Below are 22,624 nucleotides of genomic sequence, written 5' to 3' on the forward strand. Positions count from 1 at the left end.
GCCCTGGCCGAGGAGGGGCTCACGGACGCCGACGGCCGATGGGCCGGCCGGGACGCCCGGCTCTGGTTCCTCGGGGACTACCTGGACCGCGGGCCGGACGGCGTCGGCGTCATCGACCTCGTCCGGCGGCTCGTCGACGAGTCCGGGGGCGCCGTGGCGGCGCTCCTGGGCAACCACGAGGTGCTGGCGCTCGGGATGCGGCGGTTCGGGGCGACGACGGTCCCGCCGCCCGGCGAGCCCGAACGGAGCTTCGCGCGGTCGTGGGCCCGCAACGGCGGCCTGGGCCGCGACCAGGCGCGGCTCACCGACGAGCACGTCGCGTGGCTGAGCGCCCTGCCGATGGCGGCGCACGACGCCGGTGCGCTCCTGGTGCACTCGGACACCCTCGCCTACCTCGGGTGGGGCCGGACGCTCGACGACCTGAACGCCGCCGGGCGGGACCGGCTGGCGAGCGACGACCTCGTCGTGTGGTGGGAGACGTGGCGGGACCTCACGTCGCGCGCGGCCTTCCGCGGGGAGGACGGCCCGCGGGCCGTACGAGAGCTGCTGGACCACCTCGGTGGTGACCGGGTCGTGCACGGGCACAGCATCGTCGCCGAGATGCTCGGCAGCGCGTACACGGACGTCACCGAGCCGCACTCCTACGCCGGCGGCCGCGCGCTCGCCGTCGACGGCGGCATCTACGAGGGCGGCCCCTGCCTCGTCGCACGGCTCGCCTGAGGGGCCCCGGTCACTCGCCCGGGAGCTCCACGACGACCTTGCCCTTCGCGCGACCGCGCTCCAGGTAGGCGAACGCGCGGGCGATGTCGGCGAACGCGAACGTCCGGTCGACCACGGGGCGCAGGTGCCCGTCGTCGACGAGGCCCGCCAGGACGGCGAGGTCCGCCCCGCTCGGGTGCATGAAGAGGTAGCGGTAGCGGACGCCCGCGCGCCGGGCCCGGCGACGGATGGCGGTGCTCGCCGCCCACAGGAGGGCCGCCTTGAGGGGGCCGGCGTCCAGGTCGACGCGCGCCGTCGTCGCGTCCGGGAGTCCGGCCACGGAGACGACGGTCCGGCCCGGCTTCAGGATCGTGAAGGCGTCGGTGAGGTCCTGCCCGCCGGTGAGGTCGAACGCCCCGTCCTGGTCGGACACGACGTCGGCGAAGCGCTCGGCGCGGTAGTCCACCACCCGCGCGGCGCCGAGCGAGCGCACGAGGGCCGTGCCGCGGGCGGACGCCGTCGTCGTGACCTCCGCGCCGAGCCAGACCGCGAGCTGGATCGCGAGGGTGCCGACGCCGCCCGCGCCGCCCGTGATCAGCACGCGGTCGCCGGGGGCGACCCGCAGCTCGTCGCGCAGGGCCTGCAGGGCCGTGAGCCCGGCCAGGGGCAGCGAGGCGGCCTCGACGAACCCGATCGCCGCGGGCATCGCCGCCACCAGGTCCTCCGCGACCGCCGCGTACTCGGCGAACGCGCCGAGGCGCCGCTTGTCGACCCGCGCGAAGACCCGGTCCCCCACGGCGAACCGGGTGACACCCGCGCCGACCGCCGCCACCTCGCCCGCGAGCTCGCTGCCCGCGACCAGCGGTAGCCGGAGCCTGGTGATCACCCGGAGGCCGCCGTCGCGCGTCTTGTGGTCGATCGGGTTCAGGCCCGCCGCCCGCACGCGGACCAGCACCTCGCCGGGCCCGGCGACCGGGCACGGCACCTCCCGCAGCTCCATCACGCCCGGGTGGCCGTAGCGCCTCAGCACGTACCCCTGCATCCGTACGTTCCCTCCCTCGGTGGTCCGGCGCGCGCCGCGGGCCGCGCACCCATAGCGTGACACCGCGACCGGGCCGCGCCACCTGCGGCGGGGCCCGGCCGTCGTCACGCACCCCTGTCCCGCAGCTCCCCGCGGGGCGTCGCCCGCACCCCCGAGGAGGTACGGCCATGGCCGTCCAGGTCAGCATCGACAACTTCGCCCGCGCGGAGACGGACACGATGATCGCGAGGATGCTGCCGATGGTGGGCGGCCTCGGCACCTTCCACCACGACCGCGCCCTGGCCCCGCTCGACGAGCAGCCGGTGATCCGGCAGAACCGGGACACGCTGTACTCGGTGGCGATCGTCGACCTGGGCGCGGGAGACGCGACGCTGACGGTGCCCGAGGTCGGCGACCGGTACCTGTCGGTGATGGTGATCAACCAGGACCACCACATCAACCGGGTCGTCCGCGAGGCCGGCTCGTCCGTCCTCTCCCGTGACGAGTTCGGCACGGACTACGTGGTCGTGGCGGCGCGGACGCTCTTCGACCCGACGAGCCCTGCCGACGTCGAGGAGGTGCACCGCCTCCAGGACGGGCTCACCCTCGCCACCGCCGAGCAGCGCGAGTTCGTGCGCCCCGACTACGACCCGGCCAGCCACCAGGAGGTGCGCGGGGCCCTGCTCACCCTCGGCCGCACGATGGGCGGCCTGGAGCACTGCTTCGGCCGGGCGGAGGACGTCGACCCGGTGCGGCACCTCGTCGGCACGGCACTCGGGTGGGGCGGCCTGCCCGACGCCGAGGCGTCGTACCTGAACGTCGAGCCGCGGCTCCCGGTGAGCCGGTACACGATCACGTTCGACGACGTCCCCGCCGACGCGTTCTGGTCGCTCAGCGTCTACAACGCCGACGGCTACTTCGAGCCCGGACCGAGCGGCCTGACCAACGTGAACTCCGTCTTCGCGACGCCGGACCCGGACGGCCGTGTCACGATCCACCTCGGCGACTGGCCCGACGACGCGCCCCACCGCATCCCGCTGCCCGAGGGGTGGAACTTCACCGTCCGCCTGTACCGGCCGCGGCTCGACGAGCTCGCCACCTGGACGGTCCCGCCCGTCGTGCCCGTCGTGCCCGCCTGACTCCCGCCGAGGCCCGCGGTCCGGGTCGGCCGCTCAGCCGACCCGGACCCAGCCGTAGCCGACGGCGACGGCGACGCCGGCGAGCGCGAACCCCGCCCACGCCCACCCGCCGTGGGAGAGCGGCCCGGCGAGCAGCGCACCCACGACGGACGACCCGATGACGCCGCCCACGGCGAGCGCCAGGCCGTTGACGCCGAACCGGGTGGCGACGGACGCGGCGGCCGCACCCGCGGCGACGACCGCGCTCATCGCGGGCTGGAACACCATCTGCCCGAGCGTGAACACGACCATCCCCGCGACGAGCGACGCGACGCCCGGGCCGCCGCCGAGCACGGCGATGCCCGTCCCCATCGTCGCGACCCCGAGCGCGAGCACCAGGGGCAGCCGCAGCCGCGCCTGCAGCCATCGCGTGACGGGCACGGTGAGGACCAGGACGAGGACGGCCGCCGCCGCGTAGACCGCGCCGACCCCGACGCTGCTGCCGAGCACGGCGTCCAGCCGCAGCGGCACGACGAGCTGGAGCTGCGTGAAGACCGCCCACGCGGCGGCGTTGAGCAGGCACAGCGCGACGAGCGCGCGCCGCGCCTCGCGGCGCATCCCGCCGGTGGCCGGCGCGGGGGCGGCGTCGGCGGGCACCCCGGGTTCGCCGGTACCGGCAGGGGCGGCGTCGGGCTCGGCGGCCCGCCCGAGCCCGAACCAGGTGAGCGGCGCGGCGGCGAGGAACAGGCCCGCCGCGACCCAGCACACGACGTCGAACCCGGTGGCCACGAGCAGCCCGCCGAGCAGCGGCCCGACGACCAACCCGGCGTTGCTCAGCGCCTCACGCCGGGCGAAGACGTCGGGCCGGGCGCCGCCGAGGCGCGCGTACGCGGCGTAGGACGCGGGGTGGAAGAGGGCGCCGCCGAGGCCGACGGCGACGCCGGCCGCGCCGACCGCGAGCGGCGTCGTCGCGAGGGCGAGCGCGCCGAAGCCTGCGGCACGGACGAGCACGCCCGCGACGATGGTCCGCCGCACGCCCCACCGGTCGGCGAGGACCCCCGCCGGGAGCTGGAGCCCCTGCTGCGCGCCGGCACGGATCCCGGCGAGCAGCCCGACCAGCGCCAGGCCGAAGCCCAGCCCGTCGGCCAGGTGCACGGCGAGCAGCGGCACCAGCACGTAGAAGCCCGTCGCCATGACGAACGTGTTGCCGTACAGGGCGAGCATCGCGCCCCGCGGCGCGGTCCCGTCGGGGGCCGTCACCGGGGCCCGAGCACCCCCGCGAGCGCCGCGAGCTTGCGGGGCATGTCGTACGCCGCGCCGCCCTCGTGCCCGTTGTACGGGAAGACCTCCAGCTGCGCGGGCCCGCCGTACCGGTGGTAGGCCGCGAAGACGGTGGACGGCGGGCAGATCTTGTCCATGAGCGCCACGGAGAACCACCCGGGGCAGCGGGCGCGCGCCGCGAAGTTGGTGGCGTCGAAGTACGACAGCGTGCGCATCACGTCCTCGACCTCGAACCGGTGACCCTTGAGGTAGCGCGCGATCTCGGCGTACGGACCCTCGTCCGTGATCTGCGACGCGCGGCGGTAGTGGCTGAGGAACGGCACGTCGGCGATCGCCCCGGCGAGGTCGTCGCGCAGGCCGGCGACGGCGAGCGCGAGCCCGCCGCCCTGGCTGCCGCCGACCACCGCGACCCGGGTCGGGTCCACCTCGGGCAGCGCCTTGACGGCGTCGACGGCGCGCACGGCGTCGGTGATCAGACGCCGGTAGAAGTGCTTCGCCGGGTCCTCGATGCCGCGGGTGAGGAAGCCGGGAGACGACGACCCGTGGCCCTCGGGGGCGACGTCCGGGGTGTCGGCGGTGGTCTTGCCGCCGCCGCCCTGGCCGCGGTTGTCCATCACGAGGTGCGCGTACCCGGGCGCCGACCACGTGAGCCACTCCCACGGGACGCCGCGCCCGCCGTTGTACCCGATGTACTGGACGACGGCGGGCAGCGGCCCGCTGCGCTCGCGCGGCAGCATCAGCCACGCCTTGATCGGCTGCCCGGCCCAGCCGGAGAACGTCACGTCCCGCACCTCGACGGTCGCGAGCCCGGCGTCGAAGGGCGCCTGCTCCGGCTCGGTGGCGGCGGCCGCCGCGGCGTCGAGCGTCTGCTTCCAGAACGCGTCGAAGTCCGCAGGCTCCTCGGGCTCGGGCCGGTAGGCGCGCAGGTCGTCGAGGGGCTTGTCGAAGAAGGCCATGCGGGTGCTCCTGGGTCGTGGCGGGACGAAGGGTGCGGGCGGGGTCGGTCAGGGTGCGGCGGGTCCGACGTCGTCCCGGTCGAGGGGCCGCCGGGTGACGGGCGCGGACGACACCTCGTCGGCGCCGACGTCGGGCCGCACGTCGCGGGGCTGGCCGTCGACGTCGTCGGCGAGGAACGGGTACGTGCCGACGGCGGTGTTCATCGCCGGGCCGGGGCGCAGCCGCCACAGCCCGCCGGAGCGGACGAGCAGCGGGTCGACGACGCGCACCTCGCGCGGCGCGGCGTCGATGCCGAGCGTCGCGGCGCCCGTCGGCCACGCGACGTTGCCGGAGTAGGTGACGCCGGCGGGCTGCTTGAGCTCCTGGAACAGCGGGCCGGCCGAGCCGACGACGAGGTTGTCGGCCACGAGCGAGTCCACCGGCGGGAGGACGTAGTTCGCGCCGACCTCGACGTTCGAGGTGTTGTCGACGAACGTGTTGTGCACGACCGTCGCGCGGTGCACGCGCCAGTGGGCCGACGTCGAGCCGGAGCCGTCCACGTCGCCGCCGTCGATCTGCAGCGCCGCGGTGTACCCGGAGCCGCGCAGGCCCTCGAAGTAGTTATCGAACACGAGCTGGTCGTCGCCGTAGAGCCGCACGCCGCCCGTGCCGGGCTTGCCCTCGCCGAGGAAGACGTTCCCCTGGATGACGTTGCGGTCCCCGCGGCGGGCGACGAACGCGCCCGCCGACCGGCGCACGGTGTTGAAGCGCACCGTGTTGTCGTCGCTCTTGATCGAGACGATCTCCGGGTCGGAGTCGGTGTTCTCGAACACGTTGTGCTCGACCACGGCGAAGGAGCTGGAGTCCGACAGCGCGGAGACGCCGAGCCGGATCGCCTCGCCGCCGTTGACCGGCTGCGCGGGGCTGTCGCCGAACCAGTTGTGGTCGATCCGGTCGTGCTGGGAGATCTGCGTGGCCCCGCCGTAGACGGTGACGTAGTTGCCCATCAGCGTCTTGTCGTGGAAGGAGTTGTGGTCGATGCGGTGGTAGCCGCTGCCCTCCCCCGAGATCTGGAGCCAGTGGCGGGACGACGTCGGGTCGGCCGGCGGCTCGAACCGCAGCGCGACGTCGTTGCGCGTGAACCGCACGTGCGTGGACGCCGTGATCTTCAGCGTTGTGGCGTTCCGGAAGGTCAGCCCGCGCACGACGACGTGGCTCGACCGGGCGACCTCGAGCTGGCCGCCCGTGACGACCGCGCCGCCGAGGGTGGCGCCCTCCACGACGACCGGCGCGTCGGCGGTGCCCGCCTTGTCGGCGAGCTTGACCATCGTGTACTCGCCGTCGGCCAGCACGATGCGGTCGCCGGGCAGGACGGCCTTGAACGCGGCGGCCAGCTCGGCGCTGGTGCTCACGCGGACGGTGCGCAGCGGCGCGGGGTCCGCGTCCTCCGCGGCGGCCGCGGAGCCCGACGTCGGGGGGGCCGCCGCGGTTGCCACGGCGGGCGCCGCGACGCCGCACGTCAGCCCGAGGGCGAGGACGAGAGGCAGCGCGAGGTGCTTCTTCATGGTTCCTCCAGGGTTCTCGCGACGGTCAGACGAACGAGGCGGTGACGGTGGCGCCGGCCAGGCCGGCGGTGGCGGCGACGATCCGCCAGCCGGCGCCGCGCCTGGTCACGGTGACGCCCGGGTCGGCGGACACGAACCGCAGCCCGTCGCGGTTCAGATCGACGACGACGGTGTCGCGGGCCTGCGTCGGGTCGCTCAGCGCGACGGTGGTGGGCCGGGTCCACTCGGTGCCGCCCGGGCCGCCCGTCTCGTGCACGACGACGGACGCCGGGCCGTCGGCGTGCAGCGACCCGCCCTCCCCGGGCTCGCCCGCGCCGACGGGGACGGACGCCGCCGCCCAGAAGTTGGCGGCGAGGGTGCCGCCGAGCGCGACGGCGTGGACGTCGTCGTCCTGCCCGAGGACCCGCAGCCCCGGCGCGGTGCCGCACGCCTCCGCGAACGCGCGGGTGCCCGCGGCGTCGGCCGCCGGGAGCATGACGTAGGCGTACGTGGCCCCGGCGGGCGCTGCCCCGTGGTCGAGCCACGCCGTGACGTAGGGGCGGGTCACCGGGGTGTCCGTGCCGTACTTGACGTTGATCTCGCGCCAGGTGTGCGTGCGGTCCTCGCGCAGGGCGTGCAGCCGCGCGCCGCCGGGGAACACGTAGCCCGCCGTGCCGGACAGGTGGCACCAGCGCACGTCGTCGAGCGCGGCCGACCAGCCGTTGCCGATCCCCTGCGCGACGCCGTCGACGACGAGCGCGGCGCCGTCGCGCACCTTGCGGTTCTCCACGACCGTCTCGACGCCACCGGCAGCGGGCGCCGTGATCCCGGAGCCGACGCAGACCACGGCGTCGTCGACGAGGAACCAGCTCTTGAGGGCCCGCAGGTCGGAGCCGCGGGCGCGCAGGTCCTGCCCGTACGCGCCGACCGTGGCGCCGGGCACGGCGGCCCCGCCCACCCAGGTCGCGCCGTTCGTCTCGCGGAAGTGCGCGCTGTCCGCGAGGCGCGCGGTGTCGACCGTGGTGCCGGGCAGGCGGTACGGGTCGACCGTGGGCCAGTAGTCCTCGCTGTAGTGGCCGAGGTCGTCGGTGTACAGCAGCACCATGCCGTCCGACAGGTGCCAGCCGTGCAGGTTCTCGTTCTGGATCGACTCGTAGTTGTACACGCGGGCCGAGTACGCGCTGACGCTCACCGCGAACCCCGGGCGGTGGTGCACCGCCTTGTCCATCGCCGGGTACTGCCGGTGCGCGACGAGCGCGCCGCGCGGCGTCGGCGACGTCGCCAGCAGCGCGTTCGCGGCGACGACGGACGCGGGCGTCGTCGCCGCGAGGAAGTCGCGGTAGGTGTCCTCCACGATCCACTGCGCCACCAGCGAGGTCAGGGTCGCGGCCTGCGACTCCGGGGCCGACGGGATGAGCCGGAGCGTGCCCTCGACGACCGTCTGCGTGGGCGCGTGCCCCTGCTTGCTGGGCCGCGCGATCTCGCGCCCGCACACCGACGCGACCATGTCGCCGCGCGCCATGAGCGGGTCGAAGGCGTCGGTGACCCACGCGTAGACGTTCGCCAGCGCCGGGTCCGTGACCTGCCACGGCGAGTCGCCGAGCAGGTGCAGCAGCGACGACAGCGTGCCGAGCAGCTCCTTGCCGTAGCCGCCGTTGTACGGGTGCTTCCAGTGCTGCAGGAACGAGCCGTCGCGGAAGAAGCCCTCCCCCGTGCCCTCGCCCTCGGCGGTGCCGCCGTCGACGAACGCCAGCACGCTGTTCGCGCCCCCGCCCTCGACGTCGCTGAGCGCGTCGCGCACGCGCAGCAGCGCGGCCTCGTCGCCGTCGAGCGACGCGCGCACGGCGACGACGGTCGCGATCCACACCCGGTTGGCGCCCGTGGCGATCTGCCGGTCGGCGCGCCACAGGTTCGGGTCCGGCGTGTAGTGGTCGATGGCGGCCGTGCTGCGGGCGAGGGCGTCGCCCAGGTGCGCGCGCAGCACGACCAGCGTGTCCGCGAGGGCCGACGCCGAGCCGATCTCCCAGTCCCAGTCGTTGTCGAAGCGCGGGATGCCCGGCCCGTAGACGTGGTCGTGCATCCAGGTGATGCCGTCGGCGACGGCGTCCGCCACCGCGGCGTCGCCCGCGACCGACGTGCCCGGCGTCGCCCATGCGACGGCGATCGAGCGCAGCCGCTTGAACGTCGTGGTGACGGTGTTGGACCTCGTCCAGTCGGCCAGGTCGGGCCAGAGGGACGTGCGGCCGGAGGCGCGGTCGAGCGTCGCGAGGACGGTCGTGGCCGCCCTGTCGACGCGCCGCACGGCGGCCTTGACGTGCGCGTCGGCCAGGTCCAGACCAGGGCCTCCGGTCTGGAGCACCGCCCAGCGATCCACCAGCTCGGCCGTGGTCGAGGCGGGCACCGCCCGGGCGGGCAGGCTCAGCGCGGGCGCCAGCGCGGCGGCGCCGGCGAGGGCGCCGAAGCCGCGCAGCACGCTGCGGCGGGTGGGCGCGGGGGCGCCTGGGCGGTCTGCGGGCATGCTCAGTGCTGTCGAACCCGGTGTGTCGATGTCCATCACGATCCCTCTCGTCGTCGAGCAGGTGGGTGGAGCGGTGGTGCGGTGGGAAGGGTCAGCCCAGGAGCGCGCGCCGCGGGACGGCGGCGGCCATCGCCGCCGCGCCGGCGGGCGTGGGGTGCAGGCCGTCGCCGCTGTCGAAGGCGGGAGCCAGCCGCGCCGGGTCGGCGGGGTCGGCCAGCGCGGAGGCCACGTCCGCGACGGCGTCGAAGGCGCCCGCCCCGCGGCCCGCCTCCGCGAGCAGCGTGGCGTTGACGACGCGGCGCTCCTCCTCGAGCGCCGGCGTCCAGCGCTGCCAGCCGCCGAACGGCGTGATCGTGGTGCCGACCACGCGCAGCCCGCGGTCGCGGGCGCGCAGCACGAGCTGGCGGTACCCGGCGAGCAGCACGGCGGGGTCGGTCTGGCTGGGCGGCTGCTGCAGGTCGTTGACGCCGAGCACCACGAGCAGCGTGTCGATCCCGGGCAGGGCCAGCGCGTCGCGGTCGAGGCGGGCCTGGCCGCTGGGGCCGAACCGCTCGTCGTCGAGCAGCACGCGGTTGCCGCTGACGCCGAGGTTCGCGACGCCGACCGGGCCGCCGCGCTCCGCGAGACGGCGGGCGAGGTGGTCGGCGAACCGCTGGTCGGCGTCGTCGGGCGTGCCGACGCCCTCGGTGATCGAGTCGCCCAGCACGGCGACGCCGGGCACGCCGGGACGCTCGACGTCCACGCCGACCAGCAGCACCGCCGACCGCGTGGTCTCCGCGCCCTCGAAGCCGGGCCCGGCGTCGGCGGTGAGGTCGCCCGCACCGACGTAGCCGGTGGCGTGCGTGTTGCGGTGGAAGCTCAGTGCGCCCGTAGGTCCCGGGAGGTGGAGGCTGACGACGAGGTCGCCGCCGTCGGGCACGGCGAGCCCCGCCGGGTCGCTGACGAGCGTCGCGCCCGACGCGAGGAGCGCGCCGCGCTCGCCGCCGAACGTGACGGTCGTGACGGTGGCCGGGTCGACGGCCGCGCCCGCGCCGGACAGCCCCGGCGCGCGCCGCGCGACCGTCACCGCGCCCACCCGCACCGGCGCTGCGGAGAACGTGCCGGCGAGGCGCACGCGCAGCGCTCCCCCGCGGGCCGTGCCGGCGCTGAGGCGCAGCACGTGCCGCACCGTGCGGTCGGTGACGCCGCCGAGCACCAGCGGGTCGGTGGCGGTGGGCCGGGTGTGGGCGGTGGTCCACGACGGCACCCAGGTCGTCGTGCGGGTCCGGGCCGCGGCGGTGCCCGCGAGCGCGGCGACACCGTAGAGGGCCGTGGCCCGCGGCGCGAGGAGCAGCGCGCCGGTGGTGGCGAGGGCACCGGCGAGCAGGGAGCGCCGGGCGACCGCGCTCGTGCGCGGAAGGGCCTGGGCGGTGGTGCCGGTCATGCGTCGTCCTCCGTCTGGTCGAGGATCACGAGCCCCACCAGGACGGGGACGCTCGCGCACAGCAGCAGGGGGCCCGCGGGGACCACGAGCGAGAACACGGGCGTCGCGACGGCGGCGCCCAGCAGGGCGGTGCCGCGGGGCACCGAGCCGAAGGCGAACCACAGGGCGCCGGGCACCCACGTGCGCACCGACCCGTCGGGCCGCGCGGCCGCGACCACCGCGAGCGCCAGGTGGTACGGCACGGACGCCACGAGCAGGCCGAGCGCCAGCATCACGAGGACGACGGCGGCCGGGCCGGACCGCCCGACGAGGAACACGACGTCGACCAGCAGCAGCACCAGCCCCGCCGTCGAGGCGACCGCGTGCCCCAGCAGCGGCCGCCAGTACGTGCCGAACGCCCGGAAGACGCCCGTGAACGAACGGCCGTCACCGTCGGTGCGCCAGGCCCGCAGCGTGCTGCCGACGGCGGCGAGCGCCGGGAGCCACGTGACGACGCCGAGGCACAGGACCGCGAACGCCGCGCCCGCGGCCACCGGGTGGGCGAGCCACTCCAGCCAGCCGAGGAAGGTCTGCGACCAGCGGCGCGAGCGGTCCTGCCGCTCGGGCGCCGGCGCGGCCGTCATCGCCGCCCCGCGAGCGGGAGCACGGCGGTGACCTCGGCGTCGCCGTCGCGGCCCGTGGTGTCGAGGACGGTGCGGCCGTCGAGCTCGACGCGCCGCGCCCCGACGACGGCGACCCTGTCGCCCGCGACCAGCACCGCGCGCGCCAGCGCCGTCACGCCGTCGGCCTCGATCGCGCCGTCCGGCCCGGCGAGGTACACCCGCTCCCCGCCGCCCAGGTCCGCCCCCACCCCCGCTGCGGGTGTGCTCGTGGCCCCTTCGTGCGCCGAATCGGGGCCACGATCCCACCCACAACGAACCCGGGCGGTGGACGGCGTCGGGCGGAAGGCGTCGAACGGCTCGATCGTCGTGACGGCGAGCAGGTCGCGGGACGCCGGCGGGGTGACGCGCAGCGTGTGCAGCCGCCGCGTCACGACCAGCGACGGGGTGCTCGACGTCGGGTTGGCCGCGACGTCGGTGACGACCTGCTCGGCGTGGGCGCCGCCCGCGGCGTGGATCGTGAGCCACGCGCCCGCGCGGCCGTTGCGCAGCACGCGGCGCACGGTCCCCTCACCGGCACCGCCGTCGTCCTCGCCGCCGGTCCCGTCGTGCGGGACGTCACGGTCCACCGCGTCGGACGGGTGGTCCGCGTGCAGCAGCACGGTCCACTCGCGCGGCGCGGTGGCGCGCCCCCGGTCGACGACGACGGTGCGGCCGGACGGCATGACCACGAGCGTGCGCTCCAGCCGCTCGACGCCCAGCTCGACCGGGTACATCCGCCCGGTGCGGGCGCGGCCGTGCAGGAACCCGCCCTCGGCGAGGACGTCGACCATGTCGGCGGTGCGGTCGGGCGGGGCGTCCGCGTAGACGTGGTACCGCCCCTCCCCCGCGAAGCCGTGGCCGTCGACGAGGACGAGGTTGTGGTGGCCGGCGCGCTTCTGGTTGGAGTACCCCTCGTCGACCAGCAGCCACGCGCCGCGCGACGCGAGCACGAACGACCCCGCGTCCGGGTGGTGGTGTCCCGCGCTGAGCGTGTCCCAGCCGCGCTCGGCGTCGATCCGCCGCGAGGTGTCCCACGCGGTGTGCCCGCCGCCCGGCGAGGACTTGAACGACACGAGCGTGGCGTCGTCGTCCCACGACGTGCGGTGCACCAGCAGCCCCAGGTCCTCGAACGCCGCCTGCGCGGGCACGGACGCGGCCGGGTCGACCGGCGCGACGGACGCGTCGTACCAGAGCAGCTCGGCCCACGCCTCGGGCAGGACGCCGGGCTTCACGCCGCTCTCGTACGCCTCGCGCCAGAAGAACCGGTCCGCGACGGTGTCGGCCAGCCACTGCGCCTCGCCGATCCCGTACCGCGCGGCGAGGATCCGGTACAGCGCCACGCTGTGGCCGCTGCGCCGGTCGTGGCAGTCGCCGTGGTCGACGATCTCCTCGTAGCCGGGCGCGGCCTGGTGCAGCCGGTAGAAGAACGTGCGCGCGAGGAACCGGCACCGGTCCCACCAGTCCAGTCCCTCGGCGTCGTGCAGCAGGTCGAGGTACGTCGCGAGCCACGGCACGCCGTAGCGCCAGTAGACGACGCCCTCCATGTCGGAGCCGTCGGCGGGCAGCACGTCGACGACGGTGCCCATCGCCGCCTTGGCCCGCTCCGTCCAGGCGGGCACGCCCAGCGCGTACCCGACGGTCGCGAGGCCGGTGTGGCAGATCCAGTGGTGGTTCTGCCAGTACGAGCTGGACCACCAGCCGCCCTCGCTCGCGACGGCGAAGTCGTGCAGCCGCTCCCCCTGCAGCGCGAGCTTGGCGCGCAGCGCCTCCCGGCGCCCGGGGTCGAGGTCGTCGCCCAGCCACGAGTACGCCAGCGACAGCCCGTGCAGGACCCAGCCCGCGTCGAGGTCGTGGTCGGGCAGGTGCGCGCGGCCCCAGTGGTCGAACGAGACGGCCGCGGAGATCCAGCGCCACGCCTCCTCGAGGTAGTGCCGCTGGCCCGTGAGCCGGTACGCGAGGGCGAGGTTCGCGGCCGCCGGGCCCAGGTACGTGATGCTCGCGAGCGGGTGCTCCGCGGGGGGCGCGGTGCGCCGGTACAGGTCGCACTGCTCGGCGAGCCGGCGCCACTGCGGCGCCAGGTCGCCGTCCAGCCGCGCGCGCAGGTCCGCGAGCCGTGCCTCGTCGAGCAGCAGCATCCGCCCGGGCGCGATCGTCCCGGTCACGCCGTCGCCCCCTCGTCCGTCGTCGAGCCGGCCAGCTCCGCCGGCAGCGGGTGGACGTCGACCGCGCCGTCGGCGCGGTGCACCCGCACCTCCGCCGCGTCGAGCTCGACGCGCGTGACGTCCGCGCCGCCGTCGCGCGCCTCGGCGTCGGCCTGGAACACCGACACCCACGTCGCCGACGTCGCGGCCTCGGCCGCCCAGTCCACGTGCGCGCGCTCGCGCTGCGGGTCGTCCGCCGGCCCGGGGCCCGGGACGACGACGGCGCGCACGGGCACCGCCCCGTCCGGCCCGGCCGCGCGGGCGGCGTGAACCCCGTCGAGCGCCTCGGCGCCGCGCCAGGCCGTGCGCACGATGTCGGCGTCCGCGCGCACCCCGAGCGGCACGTCGGGCCGCAGCCCCAGCGTGAGCCGCCGCGGCCGGTCGGCGCGCGCGTGCGCGACGTCGAGCAGGTACCCGTCGCCGAGGACGACGTGCCGCACGGCGCGGGCGCCGTCGTACCAGGACGTCGCGTCGCCCCGGACCTCGACGGTCAGGGACCGGTGGGTGCGGGCCAGCAGACGGCCGGTCGCCTCGGCGGGGTCTGCGTCGTCGACCCGCACCACCGGGTGCGCGGCCGCCGACGCGTAGTGCGCCCGCCAGGCCGGGTGCCCGTACGGCACCTGGCCGGGGTCGGGCTGCCACGGGGTGCTGCGCCCGAACAGGGCGAGCGCGAGCTTGTCGTGATGGCCGTGCCCCGCGCCGTGCGGGCCGTGGTCGAGCACGGCGTGGATCCCCGCGCCGCGCAGGACGGCGATCCCCACCTCCTCGTCCACGGTCATCGCCGGGCGCGGCGCGCGCGCCACGGCCAGGGGCGGCCCGGCGAACCAGCCCGGAACCGTCCGGCGCAGCTCGTCCTCGAGGCCGTCCGTGGGCTCGTCGTCGCCGTCCCCGGCGGCGGCCTCCGTGCGGGCGTGCGCGGCGACCGCGGCCAGCCCCGCGTCGGCGACGAACCCGTCTGCCAGCGCGGCCAGCTCCGTCCACTCCAGCGCGAGGGCGGGGCGGGAGTACGGGCCGTCGTGCACGGACGGCAGCACGCCGCCGTCGGTCGCGAGGCCGGCGAGCACGTCGACCATCGCGACCAGCCGGTCGCGGGCCTCGGCGGGCAGCGCCGCCGGGTCGGTGCCGCGCAGGGACAGCAGGTAGGCCCGCACCACGAAGCCGTGGTAATACGTGCTGGCCTCCCACTCCCAGCCGCCGCGGGTGCTGGCCGCGAGCGCGTGGGCGAGCTGCCCGTGCTCCCCGGCGAGCCACTCGTCGTCGGCGACGGCGGGCGCGGCCCCCTCGCCGCGCACCAGCGCGGCGGCCCGGCTGCACACGCGGCCGGCGGCGTTGAGCCAGGCCGTGTAGTTGGAGGTGAACTTCCCGTCGGCCACGAGGCGCCCCCGCGCGGCGCGGGCCGCCTCGGCGGTGGCGTCGAGCATCCCCAGCACGGGGGCGAGGTCGCCCGCCCGCCCCGGGTCCGCCTCCGCGAGCGACCACACCGCGTGCCCGACCGACACCGCCCAGATGGCGTCGGTGAGCGCCTGGTGGAACAGCCGCCCGCGGAGCATCCAGTCCTGCGCGCGCTCGTGCTCGCCGCCGCCCGTCACCTCGGCGTAGACGTCGGCGTAGGCCACGAGCAGGCGCACCGCCTCCGCCCGCGCCGCCTCGTCCCCCGTGCGGGCAGCCCGATGCGCGAGCACCCGGGCCCGCCGTGCCCACGCCTGGTGGCTGAGCACCAGCCAGGCGCCGCGCACCGGCTCCGTGTCGACCGCGCAGCCGTGCGGGCAGCGCACGCCGCCCGCCGGCGGCACCGGCCCGGGGATCCCCGCGTGGGAGAGCTCCGTGCCGTGCGTCGGGCAGACGAGGTCGTGCCACCAGCCCCCGCGCTCGCGCGGGAGGCCGGCCGCGACGGTGTCGGCGGCGGGGACGGCGTCCGAGGTGACGGGGGCGAGGGAGGTCATCGCGGCCAGGTCCCCCCGTCGATGTCGAGGGTGGTGCCCGTGATGTACGACGCCTCGCGCGAGGCCAGGTACTGCACCGCCGCCGCGACGTCCTCCACGGTGCCGGGCCGCCCGACCGGCGTGCCCGCGACCATCTTCTGCTGCGCCTCGTCGGTGCTGAAGGTGCCGTGGAACGCCGTGTCGGCGATGTACCCGGGGGCCACCGCGTTGACGGTGACGCCCTGCGGCCCGAGCTCCTTGGCCAGGCCCTTGACGAAGCCGCGCACCGCGGCCTTCGACGCCGCGTAGACGACCGACCCCGGCCCGCCGCCGTTGTGCGCGGCCAGCGACGACATCGCCACGATGCGCGCCCGGTCCGACTCGAGCAGGTGCGGGATCGCGGCACGGCAGGCGCGGAACGTGGACCCGAGGTTGACGTCGACCACGGACTCGTAGTGGTCGTCGCTCATCTCCGCCACGGGCACGCGGCCCACCAGGTGCCCCGCGTTGCACACCACGACGTCGAGCCCGCCGAGGAAGGCGACCGCGTCGGCGACGAGCCGGTCCACGTCCTCGGTCGAGGTGACGTCGGCCTGCAGCGCGACCGCCTTGCGGCCGAGCGCCTCGATGTCCGCCACGGTCCGCGCGGCGGCGTCTGCCGAGCTGCCGTAGTGCACCACGACGTCCGCCCCCGCGGCGGCCAGCCCGAGCGCGACGCCGCGCCCGATCCCGTGCCCCGCGCCCGTGACGAGCACCTTCGCGTCCGTCATGTCCATCGCCATTCGCTTGCCTCTCTGTCCGACGGGCGACCGGTCGCCGCCCGTCACTTGATGCCCGCGTTCGCGAAGCCGCGGACGAAGTACTTCTGCCCCAGCAGGAAGAGCGCCACCATCGGCAGGGTCGCCAGGGTGGTGCCGGCCATGAGGAAGGCCCACTGGGTGTCGTTCTCGGTGCGGAACACCGACAGGCCCACCTGGATCACGCGCATCGAGTCGGTGCGCGTCACGAGCAGCGGCCACAGGAAGTTGTTCCAGGAGCTCTCGAAGGTCAGCAGCGCCACGGTGATGAACGCCGGCTTCACCAGGGGCGTCATGATCCGCGCCCAGATGCCGAGCTCGCTCACGCCGTCGAGCCGGGCGGCCTCCTCCAGCTCGACCGGCAGGTCCAGGTAGAACTGCCGGAACAGGAAGACGGCGAACGGCGTCACGGCGCCCGGGACGATGAGCGCCCACCAGGTGTCGAGCCAGCCGGTGCCGCCCTGCCCGAGGATGTCGTTGCCCCCGAACAGCGGCATGAACCGCACGATGAGGAACTCGGGGATGATCTTCGTGTAGGTGGGGATCATCAGCGCCGCGACGAACCCGAGGAACACCAGCTCGGACCCGCGGAACCGGAGCCGCGCCAGCGCGTAGCCCGCCATCGACGCGACCACGAGGTTGATGGTCGTGTGGCTCACCGCGATGATCAGGCTGTTGCGCGCGTAGGTGAGGAACGGCGCCGCGGCCAGCGCGTCGGCGTAGTTGCCCCACGCCCACTCGGTGGGCAGGAAGGTGGGCGGGCTCGCCGCGATGTCCGCCGGCGTCTTGAGCGACGTCAGCACCATCCACACGAACGGCACCACCATCACGACGGCGATGACGCCCAGCGCCACGTAGAGGGCGGTCCGCGAGAGCCGCCGGCGCGTCGCCGGGGAGCGCCCGACGACGTCGAGCGTGGTGCGCGGCGAGGTCGCCGCGAGATCAATGCCGGCCACTGTCGCCTCCGTTGAGCCGTCGGTTCGCGAGGGTCAGGAGCAGCAGGAAGACGAACAGGATGATCGACTGCGCGCACGCGTAGCCGACGCGGAACTCCCGGAACGCCGACTTGTAGATCTCGTACGTCATCATCGTGGTCGTGTTCGCCGGCCCGCCGTCGGTGAGGATGTAGATGAGGTCGAACGCCTGGAAGGCGGAGATGACCGAGGTGACGAACACGAAGAACGTCGCGGGCTTGAGCAGCGGCAGCGTGATGCTGAAGAACTGCCGCGTCTTCGACGCCCCGTCCACCGACGCCGCCTCGTAGACGTCCTTCGGCAGGGACTGCAGCGCCGCCAGGTAGATGAGCATCTTCAGGCCGATGCCCTGCCAGATGCCGACGACGATCACCGACGGCATCGCCCACGTGGTCGACGACAGCCAGTTCTGCGCCGGGATCCCGAAGAAGCCGAGCACGGCGTTGAGCAGGCCGTTGCGCGGGTCGTAGATCCACAGCCACACCAGCGCGACGGCGATGGTCGCCGTCACCTGCGGGATGAACACGGCGGTGCGGAACAGCGCCCGGGCGCGCAGCTGCGTGTCGAGCATCAGCGCGATGAGCAGCGCGATGCCCATCGCGACCGGCACGGTGAAGAACGCGTAGACCAGCGTGTTGAGCATGCCCCGGCGGAACACCGGGTCGGTCAGCGCGTCCACGTAGTTCTGGATCCCGTTGAAGCGCGGCTGCGTGAGCACGTCGTAGTTGGTGAACGACAGCACGAACGCCGCGATCACCGGGATGCCGATCCAGATCAGCGCGTGCAGGAATGCCGGCGCCACCATGAGCATGCCGGCGCGGCGGCGGGCCGCCCCCGCCCGCCGGCGCCGGGGCGCGGGCGAGCGGGGCGGGACGACGGGTGGTGCGCTCACGTCGCGCGGCGCGGAGACGACGGCCACGACGACCCCCTCTTCATCGATCGGTGTGTCGGGTCATGCCAGGTCATGGGACGGACCGGGTCACAGCCGGGCGATCGCGTCGTTCGCGATGCCGGCGAGCTGGTCGATGGCCGCCTGCGCGGACTGCTGCCCGACGATCGCCGTCTCGAGGGTCGGCTTGATCTTCTCCCGGATCTCCATCCAGGCCGGGGTGCCGCCCTCGGACCGCGCCTTGTCGAGGTTGGTGATGGCGAACTCGACCATCGGGTTGCCCTTGACGTAGTCGCTGTCCTTGAGGTCCGAGATCGCCGGGACGGAGCCGCGCTGCTCGCTCGCGACCAGGACGGCGTCGGGCGAGCCCATGTACTCGACGAAGGCGCGCGCCGCGGCGGGGTACTTCGTGGTGGCCGACTGCGACACCATCGTGCCGCCCTGCAGCATCGCGGGGTTCGTGTTGCCCAGCACGAAGGTGCCGATCTTGTCGACCAGCTCGGGCGACTGCTGCTGCAGCTGCACGTACAACGAGTTGTTGGTCATCATGATCGCCGAGGTGCCCTGCTGGAGGGTGGTCGGCTGCCCCGCCTCGGTGGTGAGGGCGAAGTCGGCCGAGCCGTCCGCCATCATGTCGAGGAAGAGCTGCAGCGACGCGACCCCCTCGGGGCTGTCGAAGAGCACCTCGCGTCCGTCCGCGGAGAAGAGCTCGCCGGAGTTGCCGAACAGGAACGTCTCCCAGCACTGGCGCAGGTCGATGGAGAACGGGTCGAAGCCGACGCGCGTGGTCTTCCCGCCCTCCTTGACCGTGAGCTGCTTCGCGTAGTCGCGCAGCTCGTCCCAGTTCTTCGGGGTGCCCGTGAGGCCGGCCTCCTCGAAGAAGTCCTTGCGGTACGCGACGATGCGCGTGTCGAGCACCATCGGCAGGGCGTAGAGCTTGCCGTCGAACCGCGACGGCTCCAGCACGCGCTCCTCGTACGTGTAGCGCGTGGCGAGCGACTCGGGCAGCGGGGCGATCGCGTTCTTGAAGGCGAACGGCGGGACCCAGCCGACGCCGAGCGTGACGACGTCGGGCATGAGCCCGCTGGCCAGGCCGGTGGTGATCTTCTCGTTCAGCGAGCCGTAGTCGGTGTAGTCGACGGTGACGTTCACGTCCGGGTACTTCTCGTTGAACTGCTTGATCAGCTTGCCCTCGAGCGTCTCCTTGCCCGTGGCGCCCTCGAACAGCGCGCACAGGAAGGTGATGTCGCCCTCCACCGGGCCGGTGGGGTCGGCGGCGGACGAGCCGCTGGGGCTCGTCGTGGCGCAGCCCGCCACGGCGGCCGCGGTCCCGAGGCCCATGGCCGTGAGGAAGCTGCGACGGCTGAATTCCATGACAAGCCCTTTCGATCGGCGTTGATCTCACGAAGGCGAGGGGGAGCCGACGGCGGCTCCCGGTGTAACGATGCACTGACCATAGAGTGGGACTTCACCTCCGTCAAGCGGTCCTTTGATGCCCTATGATCGGCGCCAGACAGTCCATCGATGCACTGGCGAGGTGGGCAAGAGCCCGGAACCGAGGAGGCCGCACGAGCGCATGGCTGGCATCACGATCCTGGACGTCGCGCGTGCGGCAGGAGTGTCCACGAGCACCGTCTCGAACCTGCTGAACGGGCGCACCGGCCGCATGCTGCCCGAGACCCGCGAGCGCGTGGAGAGCACCATCAAGGAGCTCGGCTACCGCCCCAACCGTGCCGCGCGCCAGCTGCGCACGGGCAAGCCGCAGGTCATCGGCCTCGTCGTACCGTCGGTGGGCAACCCGTACTGGGGCGCGCTCGCCCGGTACCTCGAGGCCGCCGCGCTCACCGAGGGCTATCACGTGCTCCTGTGCAACTCCGAGCGCGACCCCGCCCGCGAGCGCCAGTACGTCGACGAGCTGGTCTCCGACGGCATCCGCGGCATCGTGCTCTGCTCCTCGCTGCCGTCCCTGGAGCACGTCTCGGGCCTGCTCGACGACGGCCTCCGGCTCGTCGCGTTCGACCGCACCGCGCAGGCCGACGACCCGGTCGGCCTCGTGAACGTCAGCGTCGACAACGCCGTCGGCGCGGAGCTGATGGGCGAGCACCTGGTGTCGCTGGGCCACCGGCGCATCGCGTTCCTCTCCGGGGCGATCCGGTCGGTCAACCGCACCGAGCGGTTCGAGGGCTTCCTGCGCGCGCTGGAGCGGGCGGGCATCGCGCGGCCCGACGTCGTCACCTGGCCGGGCAGCAGCGGCGCCGACGGCGCGTTCGGCGACGTCGAGGCCGCCGAGCTCGGTCGCGTCGCCGCCACCGAGCTGCTCGCCGGGCCGAACCCGCCCACCGCGATCTTCGCCGTCAACGACATGACCGCCATCGGCGTCTGCCGCGCCGTGCGCGACGCGGGCATGGAGGTCGGCCGGGACGTGTCCGTCGCGGGCTTCGACGACATCGTGCTGGCCGAGCTCTACTCGCCGCGCCTCACCACCGTGCGCCAGCCGATGAAGGAGATGGCGGCCGCCGCCTTCCGGGCGCTGCACGGCCCCGACGAGGGCCCGGCATCCCAGGGCTCCTCGCTGCTGTTCCGGCCGGAGCTCGTGGTGCGCGACTCGACGGCCGCCGTCGTCGCCTGACCCGCGTCACAGGGCCGCGGCGGCCAGCGTCCCGCCGCCCGCGTGCGCGATCTCGACGCGCGCGATCCGGTCCAGCGGCACCGACGACGCCGCGCCGAGGCCGGTGGAGGCCGTGCCCGACCCGGTCCACGTCGCGGCGACCGTGCGCCCGCCGTCGTGGTCGACGAGGACGAGCTCGTAGGTCGGCGCCCCCGCAGCGTCGTAGGCGCCCGAGCGCGGCGGGTAGGTGCAGCTCCACTCCAGGCTGGTCCCCCACGCGCGGGGGGTCGCGGTGAGCGACGCCCGCACGTCGACCGCGCCCACCGGCTCGAGGTCCACGGCCGTGGACTGCGCGACCGGCGACGAGGGCGCCGGGCCCGGGCCCTCCCCCGCGCCGCCGAGCGCCAGCCCCGCGCCGACCCCGCCCACCAGCAGCGCCGACGCCGCGACCGTGACCAGCGAACGGCGCCGGCGCCGCGAGCGCCGGGCCGCGCCCGCCAGCGCCGCGAGGGGCACGACGTCCGCCAGGTCGCCGTCGTCGCCCCCGCCCACCCCCGCCCCCGCAACCCCGCCCGCGGCCGTGCCCGCGGCCGTGCCCCGGGGGTCCGACGCGAGGGCGTGCTCCGCGGGCACGGAGGCGAGCAGCCCGGGCAGGCCCGCGAGCTCCGCGACCGCCGCACGGCACGCGTCGCAGCCGGCCAGGTGCTCCTCGTAGTCACGCCGGTCGGCCGGGCTCAGCGCGCCCAGGACGTACGCGGCGTCCCACTCGCGGTACGGGTCGGTCGGCGCGGTCATGGCGTCACTCCCTTCTCCTGCAGGGCGAGCCGCAGGGCGCGCAGGGCGTAGTGCATGCGGGACTTCACGGTCCCGGGCGGGACCTCCAGCTCGGCGGACAGCTCGGCGACGGACCGCCCGCGGAAGTAGGCGCCCACGACGACGGCGCGGTGCTCGGCCGACAGGTCGGCGAGCGCGTCGGCGACGAGCCAGGCGTCCAGGACGGCCTGGGTCCGGTCCGGCTCGGGCTGCTCGGGCAGGCGCCCGGTGGCGCGCTCGCGGGCGTGCCGCGCGCTGCGGAGCTGGTCGACCACGAGGTGGCGCGCCACCGTGAACAGCCAGGCGCGCACGGACTCCTCGGGCCGATCCAGCACCTCGGGGTGTCGCCACAGGCGCAGCAGCGACTCCTGCACCACGTCCTGCGCGTCGGCGTCGGCGGGCACCAGCCGCGCGACGAAGCGCTGCAGGTCCGGGGCGTGTGCGGCGTGGATGGCCTCGAGGAGCTGCTCGTCGGCGCGGGAGCGCGGCCTCATGAGCGCTCCAGCGCCAGCGAGATCTCGACGGCACCGTCGTGGTCCACGCGGACGAAGCCGAGCGACGGCGCAGCGATGTCGTAGTCCGCGAACGTCACCGGCACCTCGGCGACGACCTGCACGCCCTCCCCGACGGCCGCGACCCGGGCCGCGGCCACGACGTCGCGCGTCACGCCGTGCACGGTCAGCTCGCCCGGCAGGTCCACCTCGGTGGCGCCGGCGGCGAGCGGCACGGGCTCGGTGACCGTGAAGAGCGCGGTCGGGAACGTCCCCACCTCCATCACGCTGCCACGGAAGTACGCGTCCCGCGGCGGTTCGTCGGTGCGGATGCTCGCGACGTCGACCGTCACCTCGCCCGACGTCAGCGCACCGTCCTCGACGGTCACGGTGCCGGTCACCTGGTCGGTCCGCCCGCTCACGGTCACGTCCTCGCCCCGCAGCACCTCGTGCACGCGGTAGCCCGCCTCCGACCCGGGTGCCACCGTCCACGTGCCGTCGAGGCCCGCGGGGTCGGCGAGCGGAGCCCCCGACCTGGAGAGCGTCGGGGGCTCCGCCGCGGCGCGGTTGGCGTGGTCGGCGTACAGGCCGGGGCCGACGAGCACGGCGGCGCCGCCGAGCAGGACCAGCCCGGCTCCCGCCCCCACCAGCACCTTCGTCCGTGACCGCACGACCGCTCCTCCCGCCCCGGGCCGCGCCCGCCCGCGCGGCTCCATCCCGCACGACGAGGCAGGGCGCCCGAAGGTTC

At 75.2% G+C, this 22,624-nt stretch carries 19 protein-coding genes; 3 read left to right on the forward strand and 16 right to left on the reverse strand.

Annotated elements, in window-relative coordinates:
• A partial coding sequence (locus ACFWEK_RS00255; protein WP_430552685.1) for a metallophosphoesterase occupies positions 1 to 720 on the forward strand: 720 nt, incomplete at its 5' end.
• A gap of 10 nt (positions 721 to 730) precedes the next feature.
• Here the strand turns inward: ACFWEK_RS00255 and ACFWEK_RS00260 are convergent.
• The gene (locus tag ACFWEK_RS00260) at positions 731 to 1,741 is read right to left on the reverse strand and encodes an NADP-dependent oxidoreductase (protein ID WP_430552686.1); all 1,011 of its coding nucleotides are present in this window, start codon (positions 1,739 to 1,741) and stop codon (positions 731 to 733) included.
• 167 nt (positions 1,742 to 1,908) lie between these two features.
• Between ACFWEK_RS00260 and ACFWEK_RS00265 the strand changes: the two genes are divergently transcribed.
• Complete coding sequence (locus ACFWEK_RS00265; RefSeq protein WP_430552687.1) at positions 1,909 to 2,859, forward strand: DUF1254 domain-containing protein; 951 nt, start codon at positions 1,909 to 1,911, stop codon at positions 2,857 to 2,859.
• Positions 2,860 to 2,892: 33 nt separating this feature from the next.
• On the opposite strand, the gene ACFWEK_RS00270 is transcribed toward ACFWEK_RS00265, so the two are convergent.
• The 12 genes from ACFWEK_RS00270 to ACFWEK_RS00325 all read right to left on the reverse strand — a co-directional run bounded on the left by ACFWEK_RS00270 (position 2,893) and on the right by ACFWEK_RS00325 (position 19,338).
• Positions 2,893 to 4,098: an MFS transporter gene (locus tag ACFWEK_RS00270; RefSeq protein ID WP_430552688.1), complete on the reverse strand. Its 1,206-nt coding sequence runs from the start codon at positions 4,096 to 4,098 to the stop codon at positions 2,893 to 2,895.
• Positions 4,095 to 5,075 carry an acetylxylan esterase gene (locus tag ACFWEK_RS00275; protein ID WP_430552689.1) on the reverse strand — a complete coding sequence of 327 codons (981 nt, stop codon included), beginning with the start codon at positions 5,073 to 5,075 and terminating at the stop codon, positions 4,095 to 4,097. Before ACFWEK_RS00275 ends, ACFWEK_RS00270 begins: the two co-directional genes overlap by 4 nt.
• A gap of 48 nt (positions 5,076 to 5,123) precedes the next feature.
• Positions 5,124 to 6,620 carry a polysaccharide lyase 6 family protein gene (locus tag ACFWEK_RS00280; RefSeq protein ID WP_430552690.1) on the reverse strand — a complete coding sequence of 499 codons (1,497 nt, stop codon included), beginning with the start codon at positions 6,618 to 6,620 and terminating at the stop codon, positions 5,124 to 5,126.
• Between the two features lie 25 nt (positions 6,621 to 6,645).
• Positions 6,646 to 9,117, reverse strand: a complete 2,472-nt coding sequence (locus ACFWEK_RS00285) for a polysaccharide lyase 8 family protein (protein WP_430552691.1) — start codon at positions 9,115 to 9,117, stop codon at positions 6,646 to 6,648.
• Between the two features lie 91 nt (positions 9,118 to 9,208).
• Positions 9,209 to 10,540 carry a GDSL-type esterase/lipase family protein gene (locus ACFWEK_RS00290; RefSeq protein ID WP_430552692.1) on the reverse strand — a complete coding sequence of 444 codons (1,332 nt, stop codon included), beginning with the start codon at positions 10,538 to 10,540 and terminating at the stop codon, positions 9,209 to 9,211.
• A complete protein-coding gene (locus tag ACFWEK_RS00295; protein WP_430544553.1) occupies positions 10,537 to 11,163 on the reverse strand; it encodes a DUF624 domain-containing protein in 627 nt (208 codons plus the stop codon). Before ACFWEK_RS00295 ends, ACFWEK_RS00290 begins: the two co-directional genes overlap by 4 nt.
• Positions 11,160 to 13,343, reverse strand: a complete 2,184-nt coding sequence (locus ACFWEK_RS00300; protein ID WP_430552693.1) for a hypothetical protein — start codon at positions 13,341 to 13,343, stop codon at positions 11,160 to 11,162. The genes ACFWEK_RS00295 and ACFWEK_RS00300 overlap by 4 nt, the downstream gene beginning before the upstream one ends.
• Positions 13,340 to 15,325 carry a heparinase II/III family protein gene (locus ACFWEK_RS00305; RefSeq protein ID WP_430552694.1) on the reverse strand — a complete coding sequence of 662 codons (1,986 nt, stop codon included), beginning with the start codon at positions 15,323 to 15,325 and terminating at the stop codon, positions 13,340 to 13,342. Before ACFWEK_RS00305 ends, ACFWEK_RS00300 begins: the two co-directional genes overlap by 4 nt.
• On the reverse strand, positions 15,322 to 16,074 hold the full coding sequence (locus ACFWEK_RS00310; protein ID WP_430552695.1) for an SDR family NAD(P)-dependent oxidoreductase: 753 nt from the start codon (positions 16,072 to 16,074) through the stop codon (positions 15,322 to 15,324). Before ACFWEK_RS00310 ends, ACFWEK_RS00305 begins: the two co-directional genes overlap by 4 nt.
• Before the next feature lie 53 nt (positions 16,075 to 16,127).
• Positions 16,128 to 17,057 (reverse strand): carbohydrate ABC transporter permease, encoded by a 930-nt coding sequence (locus tag ACFWEK_RS00315; RefSeq protein ID WP_430544557.1) that lies wholly within the window; start codon positions 17,055 to 17,057, stop codon positions 16,128 to 16,130.
• The gene (locus ACFWEK_RS00320) at positions 17,044 to 17,994 is read right to left on the reverse strand and encodes a carbohydrate ABC transporter permease (protein WP_430544558.1); all 951 of its coding nucleotides are present in this window, start codon (positions 17,992 to 17,994) and stop codon (positions 17,044 to 17,046) included. Before ACFWEK_RS00320 ends, ACFWEK_RS00315 begins: the two co-directional genes overlap by 14 nt.
• A 60-nt stretch (positions 17,995 to 18,054) precedes the next feature.
• On the reverse strand, positions 18,055 to 19,338 hold the full coding sequence (locus tag ACFWEK_RS00325; protein ID WP_430544559.1) for an ABC transporter substrate-binding protein: 1,284 nt from the start codon (positions 19,336 to 19,338) through the stop codon (positions 18,055 to 18,057).
• 202 nt (positions 19,339 to 19,540) lie between these two features.
• Between ACFWEK_RS00325 and ACFWEK_RS00330 the strand changes: the two genes are divergently transcribed.
• Entirely contained in the window at positions 19,541 to 20,593 is a 1,053-nt protein-coding gene (locus tag ACFWEK_RS00330) for a LacI family DNA-binding transcriptional regulator (RefSeq protein WP_430544560.1), read from the forward strand.
• 6 nt (positions 20,594 to 20,599) lie between these two features.
• Here ACFWEK_RS00330 and ACFWEK_RS00335 read toward each other — a convergent pair whose 3' ends face one another.
• From ACFWEK_RS00335 to ACFWEK_RS00345, 3 genes are read right to left on the reverse strand one after another with little or no spacing between them, the layout of a single operon-like run.
• Positions 20,600 to 21,367: an anti-sigma factor family protein gene (locus ACFWEK_RS00335; RefSeq protein ID WP_430552696.1), complete on the reverse strand. Its 768-nt coding sequence runs from the start codon at positions 21,365 to 21,367 to the stop codon at positions 20,600 to 20,602.
• Positions 21,364 to 21,879: a sigma-70 family RNA polymerase sigma factor gene (locus tag ACFWEK_RS00340; RefSeq protein WP_430552697.1), complete on the reverse strand. Its 516-nt coding sequence runs from the start codon at positions 21,877 to 21,879 to the stop codon at positions 21,364 to 21,366. The genes ACFWEK_RS00335 and ACFWEK_RS00340 overlap by 4 nt, the downstream gene beginning before the upstream one ends.
• Entirely contained in the window at positions 21,876 to 22,547 is a 672-nt protein-coding gene (locus ACFWEK_RS00345) for a YceI family protein (RefSeq protein ID WP_430552698.1), read from the reverse strand. Before ACFWEK_RS00345 ends, ACFWEK_RS00340 begins: the two co-directional genes overlap by 4 nt.
• Between the last annotated feature and the right edge of the window lie 77 nt (positions 22,548 to 22,624).

The organism is Isoptericola sp. NPDC060257 (genome assembly GCF_042726645.1).
Lineage (GTDB): Bacteria > Actinomycetota > Actinomycetes > Actinomycetales > Cellulomonadaceae > Isoptericola > Isoptericola nanjingensis.